Genomic DNA, 7,484 nt, shown 5'->3' with positions numbered 1-7,484 from the left:
CGAGACTTTTGGGGTCTCGCTCGCAAGCGCCACGCCAGCCCTCGACTATGTGCTCAAATAGAAAAATCATCGCAAAGCCAAACCCATAAATTCTGCGGAAGAGCCATTTATGGAAACTATTCAGCACATCCTGGGCAAAGCCTCATTCCGGCACTGGATACCCGCCTTCGCGGGTATGACTGATTTAGAGACGGCATTGAAAAACACGTCATTCCCACGAAGGCTGGAATCCAGCGCCTGGGTACTGCCAAGCGCGAAATATGCTGAGTAGAAAAAACAATCTTTGTCGTTCAGGACAAGCGAGATCATTTCAGCCGTGGCAAGGAAAAGCAACACCCGCCCCGTGACAGCGCGTGCGTCGATGATTTATCGGGCGACTCCGCCGACGCTCTTTTCAGGACAATATGAAAAACAAAACGGCGGCCTACTGGATGTAGGCCGCCGTTTTGTTTTTCATTCATCTCCGCGCTTAGACGCTGATCAGCTGCTCAAACCTTGCGCACCGTGACGAAATGTTCCTGCATGGCGATGGCCCCGCCGGCCGGATCCCATTTTTCAATGCCGCCGGGCATCAGCATGTGGTCCGCCACGCCCTTGCCTTTGGCCCGGCTTTCCACCGGGAGGGTATGCCCGAACCCGTGGACCATGAACACGGCTTCGGGGTGAATGAACTCGGTCAAAAAGGTCTTGATCTTTCCGGAATAGCCGTTGGCCGCAACTTCCACGGTCTGGCCGTCGGCGATGCCCATGGCCTTGGCCGTCTCGTCGTTCATCCAGAGCACGTTCTCCGACATCTGGCCGGCCAGGATCGCGTTGTTCACGGTATGGCCCTGGGTATGCACCCCGCAGCGGCCAAAGGTGATCCGGAACTGGCCGTCACCCGGCTTTTCCGGGCTGACGTAGGGCTTGAGCGAGGGCAGGCCCTGTTTTTCCCATTTCTGGTTGATCATCTCGATTTTTCTGGACGGCGTCTTGAAGGCGTACTCGTCCGGGGTGAAGTACTTGGGCTTGTCGGCCAAGGAGACCGAGCCCTTGGCCTGGAAGTCCTCGATCTTCACTCCGGTTCCGTCCAGTTGATAGGCCCAGATGTCTTCGATGGAGTCGAAGGCCAGCTTGTCCATGCCCAAACGCCTGGCCAGTCCGCACAGGATTTCCCAGTCCGCCTTGGTTTCGAAACGTGGCGCAACAGCGCGATGCCGGACGAACATGGACGGCTTCAGACCACCCTTTCCGGCCAGGATGCTTTCCCGCTCCAGGTAGGTGGACAGCGGCAGAACCACGTCCGAATACCAAGCCGTGTCCGACCAGCTAAAGGTCACGGAAACCATCAGATCCAGCTTGTCAAAGACCTTTTTCAAGGCCTCGGGGTCGGGGTAGGCCATCAGCGGGTCGTGGCGATAGGCGATGTAGGCCTTGACCGGGTAGGGCTCCTCGGACTCGATGGCCTTGAAGGCCAGATGCAGCAGTCCGGGACCGGCGTCGAAATGCGGGTATTTCCAGCCCACTCCGTCCGCGCGCTTTTCTTCGGGTTTTGGATAGAGGTCGACCAGCTTTTTCAAGCCTTTGCGATCGACATCCTTGGGCGTGGCGGCGATGGGCAGCCCACCCTTGGCTCCGATGGAGCCCAACAGGGCGTTGATGATGTAGGCCGTGCGAGACATGTAGAAGGAATCCGAATAGCGGGCGTTCATCCAGCCGGGATGCCAGATCACGGACGAGCCGGCCGCGGCCAGTTCCCGGACAAAGACGCGCAGTTCCTTGGCCGACACCCCGGTTTCGGTCTCGGCCCATTCCGGAGTGTACTGGGCGGTGAACGCCCGAAGCGCGTCCAGATCTTGGATGAATCGGGAGGCGTACTCCGCATCGAAGAGCTGTTTGTTCAAAATTTCGTGAATAACCGACAGGTTGAACGCATAGTCCGTGCCGGGCCGAACCATGAAAAACCGGGTGGCTTTGCTTGCGGAAACAGTCCCACGGATGTCGATGACCGTGAGTTTGCAGCCGTTATCCAAGGCGTCCATGGTGTCGTTGACTTCCTTGACATTGATGGCCTCGAACAAATTCCGGGTCTGGAGCACGATATGCTTAGCGTTCTTGTAATCGTAGACCACGGCCTTGCGACCGAAGCCGAACACGGATTGGGCCGCGTGCTGCACGTTGCGGGCGCAGGCTGAATCGTGGTTGCAGTAGTTGGGGGAGCCCAGGCCGCGCATGAAGGCTTGGTGCAGATCGATGAACGGTCCGCCCCGGTCGCTCCAGAGCACGCCCTTCCCGCCGTGAGCGTCCGTCACCGCCTTGATCTTTTCGGCGACGTAATCCAGGGCCTCGTCCCACGTCACCCGTTTCCACTTGCCCTCGCCACGCTCGCCTTGCCGGATCATGGGAAACTGCGGTCGCTCGGAGTCGTTGAGCAAGGCCAGCCCCGCTCCGCCCCGGGCGCACAACGCTCCCTGCAAGCCCGGCGCGTGGGGATTTCCCTGGATGTACGTACACTCGCCGTCCTCCACGTCCACCTGGATGGGACAGCGCACCGTGCACATCCCGCAAACACTGAAAACTTTTTCCTTGGCCATTCGTTCCTCCCTGACTATTTTTATAATCCCATGAGCCCTTGCACCCGGAACGGTGCGACGTAACAGACGTAACAATGGACAATAAATCAAAAAATATTTCGTACTATTTAAGTACAAATTAATAATATCACAAGTTGACTTGCCAACGCAATATGGTTTTTCAAAACAAACTAAAGTATTTTTTTCACAAAACGAATACCCCCTTGACACCGATTTCCAAAATATGCTTAACACTGCTTACTTCAAAAACAACAAACTTTTCAAATTATCAATGCTTTAACATTGTTTGCATTTGTCTACATATTTATATCATATCTACACATTTATTAAATTTATTATGTTCTTTTATTTTTTTGTTTCATAAACAAAAAATGAAAACTTCCACATTATAAAATATGACGCTCTTTTTTAACTGCATAATATCTTGACGCTGAATATATCTGGACTATAAAATTTTAAATTTATTTTCTTAAAAACCACCTTAATTATTTATTAAAAAGGCTCATCATGGTTTTTAACTGGTTTCATTTTGCTTTGTTGCTCTTTCTTGTTGCCGGAATACTGTTCGCAGCTGTTCCCTTGCTTGTATCCCGCCTCATTGCACCCCGATATAAAGGCGGCGATTTGCACATGCCCTACGAATGCGGTTTGCCGCCCCACGGTTCCGCATGGACCAGGTTCGGGGTCAACTACTATTTCTATGCCCTGATCTTTTTAGCGTTCGAAGTGGACATCCTGTACCTGTTCCCCGTTGCAACCTTCTACCCGCACAGCGACGGCTGGTTGCCTCTGGTCAAGTTGTTTATCTTCCTCTTCATCCTGGGCATCTCCGTGTTCTACTTCTGGCGGAAAGGAGTCTTTACATGGCCGAGACGGGTTTCTCTTTAAGACCGGCGGCGCTGGACCAGGATCCACCGCTGCTGAACTTCGCATTGCCGAACAAGGTCGTGGATCTGTGCCGCTCCATGTCCTTCTGGCCCATGACCTTCGGCCTGGCCTGCTGCGCCATTGAAATGATGGCCGTGGGCATGGCCCGCTTCGACGTTGCCCGTTATGGTGCGGAGGTCTTTCGTCCTTCGCCGCGTCAGTCCGACCTGATGATCGTGGCCGGGACCGTGTCCCTGAAAATGGCTCCGGCCCTGGTTCGACTCTACGAGCAGATGCCCTCGCCCAAATGGGTCATCGCCATGGGCAACTGCGCAATTTCCGGCGGCCCTTTCGCCTATGAGGATCAGTACGCCATCGTCGAGGGTGTGGACAAACTCGTTCCCGTGGACGTTTTCGTTCCCGGCTGTCCGCCCCGTCCCGAAGGCCTGTTGGAAGGAATTTTCAAACTCCAGGAAAAGGTCACCGGTCGCCGCTGGTGGCCCCTGCCTCAGGAGGCCACGACATGAACCTGGACTGGCTGAAGCATTGCGATCCGTTGGCCATCGCCGAAACCTCGGCCTGGGGCGTGGGAAAAACCGTATCCGTGCTCATCTTGCCGGATTCGTTGCTCAAGGCTGCCCAAGTCCTGAAAGACAGCGGCCTCTTTCTCGACTTCCTGACCGCCCTGGATGTTCAGGAAGGTTTTTTTCTGAGTTATCTGTTCTGCTCCTGGAAAACCCCTCTCCGGATCGTTCTGCGCGTCCGGATTTCCCACGATGACTCACGGGTCCCCTCCCTGGCTGGGATTCATTCCGGCGCGGACTGGCACGAACGGGAATGTCGCGATTTTTTCGGCGTCTTATTCACCGACCATCCCAACCTGGACCCGTTGCTCCTCCCCCCGGAAATGGAATTGCGTCCGCTGCTCAAGAAGTCGGCCCAGCGCAAGCCTCTGACCGCGATCATGCCCTTGGAGCAGGTCGTTCCCGCCTCCGCCGGGGTTCAAGATCGTTTCCTCAGCGCAACCCGGACGGAAACCGCCTGACATCGTTCTCAACGGATCGAAACGAGGTACGCATGCTTTTTGACACCCAGCTCCATCAGCAGGACGGTGACTTCTACACCCGGTCTTTCCAGACCGAGGCCAGGGAAGGCAATCTGATCCTGAACATGGGCCCGCAGCACCCCTCCACTCACGGCGTGCTGCGGATCATCGTTGAACTGGAAGGCGAATACGTCCGCCGAGCCGAACCCGTCCTGGGCTACATCCATCGGATGCAGGAGAAGATGGGCGAGGTGAAGACCTGGCAGCAGTACCTGCCCAACATGGGCCGGGTGGATTACCTCCACGCCCTGGCCTGGAACTGGGGCTACGTGGGGGCCGTGGAGCGATTGATCGGCCTGGAGGTTCCGGAGCGGGCCGAGTTCATCCGGGTGATCACCTGCGAGCTGAACCGGATCAACTCCCACCTGCTCTGGTGGGGCGCGTACCTGCTGGATCTGGGCGCATTCACCCCGATCATGTACGCCTTCGCGGACCGGGAAGAGATCATGGACATGCTCCAGATCGTCACCGGCTCCCGCCTGACCTACTGCTACTACCGCATCGGCGGCGTGAGCAACGACATCACGCCGGAATTCATCGACCAGCTCCAACGATTCTGTACGCACTTCAAGACCCGCCTGCCCCTGTTCCGGGATCTCGTCACGGACAACATGATCCTGCGCTACCGGACCGAGGACATCGGGCACATGTCCCTGGACGTGATCCAGCGGTACGGGGCCACCGGCCCGGTCATCCGCGGCTCGGGCGAACCGTACGACGTCCGCCGGGTCGAGCCGTATTCGGTTTATGACCGGTTTGATTTCGAGATCCCGGTTTTTTCCGAGACCGACGCCTTTGCCCGCTACATGGTTCGGATGCACGAGATGGAGCAGAGCGTCCGGATCATCGAACAGGCCCTGGAGCAGCTCCCGGATGGTCCGGTGATGAACCCCAAGGCCCCGCTGCAACTGGCCCCGCCGCCCGGCGAGGCCTATTTCGCCGTGGAAAGCGCCCGGGGCAAGGTCGGAGTCTACGTGGTCAGCGACGGCGGCCCCAAGCCGTACCGGGTCAAGTTGCGAGCCCCCAGTTTTTCCAACCTGCACCTTTTCGCCGAGGTCTCCAAGGGTGTGCTCCTGTCGGACGCCGTGTCCATTCTGGGCAGCCTTGACCTGGTCATCCCGGAAATCGACAGGTGATTCCCATGACTCCTCCCTTTGGCATTCCCGTTGAACTGTTTGCTATTTTTCTGGCCCTGGCCCTGCTGGCCGGGTTCGTGGGCCTCAACGGCCTGGTCCTGGTCTATCTGGAACGGAAAGTCGCCGGGCATATCCAGCGTCGGCCCGGGCCCTTCGAGGTCGGTCCCCACGGCCTGCTCCAGCCCCTGGCCGACGCCCTGAAGCTGGTGGGCAAACAGCTGATCACCCCACGGGGCGCGGACAAATGGCTGTTCTGGACCGCGCCGATCATCTCCTTCGCCCCGGTCTTCGTTCTGTTCCTGCCCATTCCCTTCAGCCCGATCCTCACGGCCATGGAGCTGGACCTGGGGCTGCTGCTGATTCTGGCCTTCGCCGGGATCAACGTCCTGGCCCTGTGCCTGGCCGGATGGAGTTCGGAGAACAAGTGGTCCCTCCTGGGCGCGGCCCGGGCCGTGGCCCAGTCCGTGGCCTATGAGATTCCGCTGCTGCTGGCCGTGCTGGCCATCGCCTTCCAGTACGGCTCGTTGAATCTGTCGACCATTGTCTCCGGGCAGGGCGCCTGGCCCTGGCAGTGGAACATCATGGTCCAGCCGATGGCCTTTTTCATCTACTTTGTCTGCGCCCTGGCCGAGACCAACCGGGCCCCCTTCGACCTGCCCGAAGCGGAGAGCGAGCTGACCGCAGGCTTTCATACCGAATATTCGGGCATGGGCTTCGGCATCTTCTTCCTGGCCGAATACGCGAACATGATCGTGGTCTGCTCCGTGGCCACGGCCTTGTTCCTGGGCGGCTGGCACGGGCCCGTGGCCTCGGGCGTCTGGTGGTTCCTGGCCAAGGTCTACCTGCTGCTGTTGGTGATGATGTGGTTCCGCTGGACCTACCCCCGGGTGCGTTTCGACCAGCTCCTGAACCTAAGCTGGAAGTGGCTCCTGCCCCTGGCTCTGGTCAACCTGCTCGTGACCCTCGTTCTTGTAAAACTTTGATGGTGACCTGATGACCATGTTCCAAGAAATCCGCAAGGCGATCCAAGGGCTCTGGAGCCTGTTGGTCGGTTTGAAAATCACCGGACATGCCTTTTTCCAAAAACAATCCACGGTGCATTATCCCCGCAAGACCGTTCAGAACCTGGCCACCTATCGAGGACATATCGAGCTGGTAGGTCGGGAGGACGCCCCGGGAACCCCCAAGTGCATCTCCTGCTACAAGTGCGCGGTAGGCTGTCCGTCGAACTGCATCTCCCTCTCCTGTCCAGAGGATCAGCCCTCGGCCAAGACCAAGGCCCAGGCTGTTCCGGATCCCTTGGGCCAGGATCCTGCTTTTCGGCTGACCCCGTTCAAGGTTCCGCCTCCGGAAGATGTCGGTGCTCCGTCCAAACGCACTCCGGCGACCTTTCACCTGGACTACAACTATTGCAGCCTGTGCGGCCTGTGTGTCCAGAATTGCCCCGTGGACTCCCTGCGTTTTTCCCAGGACGTCTATCTGGCCGGTTTCACGAAACAGGAATTCGAATACGACCTGCTGACCCGACTTCGCGGCCAGGCTAAAAATTCCTGACCCCGTTCGTCGCTTCACCTTCAGATCGCATGATGGAAGGACATCCTGATGCAAACACTGGCATATGCAGCTTTCGGCGTTTACGTGCTGATCATTTTGTTCGGCGGCTTGCTGGCGGTGTTCAGCCGCAACCTGGTCCGGGCTCTCGTCGGCCTGGTGCTGACGCTGTTCGGGGTGGCGGGCTGCTACCTGCTGATGGCCGCTCCGTTCATGGCCCTGATGCAGATCCTGATCTACGTGGCCGCGGTG

9 protein-coding genes are annotated in these 7,484 nt (G+C 57.8%); 8 read left to right on the top strand and 1 reads right to left on the bottom strand.

Annotated features, from left to right (window positions below):
- On the top strand, window positions 1-183 hold a 183-nt coding region (locus AC559A_RS18410; RefSeq protein ID WP_498819159.1), incomplete at its 5' end, for a hypothetical protein.
- Between the two features lie 305 nt (window positions 184-488).
- Here the strand turns inward: AC559A_RS18410 and AC559A_RS18405 are convergent.
- Window positions 489-2,573 (bottom strand): molybdopterin-dependent oxidoreductase, encoded by a 2,085-nt coding sequence (locus tag AC559A_RS18405; RefSeq protein ID WP_498819158.1) that lies wholly within the window; start codon window positions 2,571-2,573, stop codon window positions 489-491.
- Window positions 2,574-3,080: 507 nt separating this feature from the next.
- Here AC559A_RS18405 and AC559A_RS18400 point away from each other — a divergent pair.
- From AC559A_RS18400 to AC559A_RS18370, 7 genes are all read left to right on the top strand, one after another.
- Window positions 3,081-3,461, top strand: coding sequence for an NADH-quinone oxidoreductase subunit A (locus tag AC559A_RS18400; protein WP_498819157.1), 381 nt, complete (start codon window positions 3,081-3,083; stop codon window positions 3,459-3,461).
- Window positions 3,437-3,967, top strand: coding sequence for an NADH-quinone oxidoreductase subunit B (locus tag AC559A_RS18395; protein ID WP_498819156.1), 531 nt, complete (start codon window positions 3,437-3,439; stop codon window positions 3,965-3,967). Before AC559A_RS18400 ends, AC559A_RS18395 begins: the two co-directional genes overlap by 25 nt.
- Window positions 3,964-4,485, top strand: a complete 522-nt coding sequence (locus AC559A_RS18390) for an NADH-quinone oxidoreductase subunit C (RefSeq protein WP_498819155.1) — start codon at window positions 3,964-3,966, stop codon at window positions 4,483-4,485. The genes AC559A_RS18395 and AC559A_RS18390 overlap by 4 nt, the downstream gene beginning before the upstream one ends.
- Window positions 4,486-4,517: 32 nt before the next feature.
- On the top strand, window positions 4,518-5,681 hold the full coding sequence (locus AC559A_RS18385) for an NADH-quinone oxidoreductase subunit D (RefSeq protein ID WP_498819154.1): 1,164 nt from the start codon (window positions 4,518-4,520) through the stop codon (window positions 5,679-5,681).
- Between the two features lie 5 nt (window positions 5,682-5,686).
- Window positions 5,687-6,664: an NADH-quinone oxidoreductase subunit NuoH gene (gene nuoH, locus AC559A_RS18380; protein ID WP_498819153.1), complete on the top strand. Its 978-nt coding sequence runs from the start codon at window positions 5,687-5,689 to the stop codon at window positions 6,662-6,664.
- Window positions 6,665-6,674: 10 nt separating this feature from the next.
- A complete protein-coding gene (locus tag AC559A_RS18375) occupies window positions 6,675-7,235 on the top strand; it encodes a 4Fe-4S binding protein (RefSeq protein WP_498819152.1) in 561 nt (186 codons plus the stop codon).
- Between the two features lie 48 nt (window positions 7,236-7,283).
- On the top strand, window positions 7,284-7,484 hold a 201-nt coding region (locus AC559A_RS18370), incomplete at its 3' end, for an NADH-quinone oxidoreductase subunit J family protein (RefSeq protein ID WP_498819151.1).

This window comes from Desulfonatronum zhilinae, assembly GCF_900182865.1.
GTDB classification, from domain to species: domain Bacteria; phylum Desulfobacterota; class Desulfovibrionia; order Desulfovibrionales; family Desulfonatronaceae; genus Desulfonatronum; species Desulfonatronum lacustre.
Note: the sequence above shows the minus strand (reverse complement) of the source record. Positions and strands in the feature narration are given on the sequence as shown.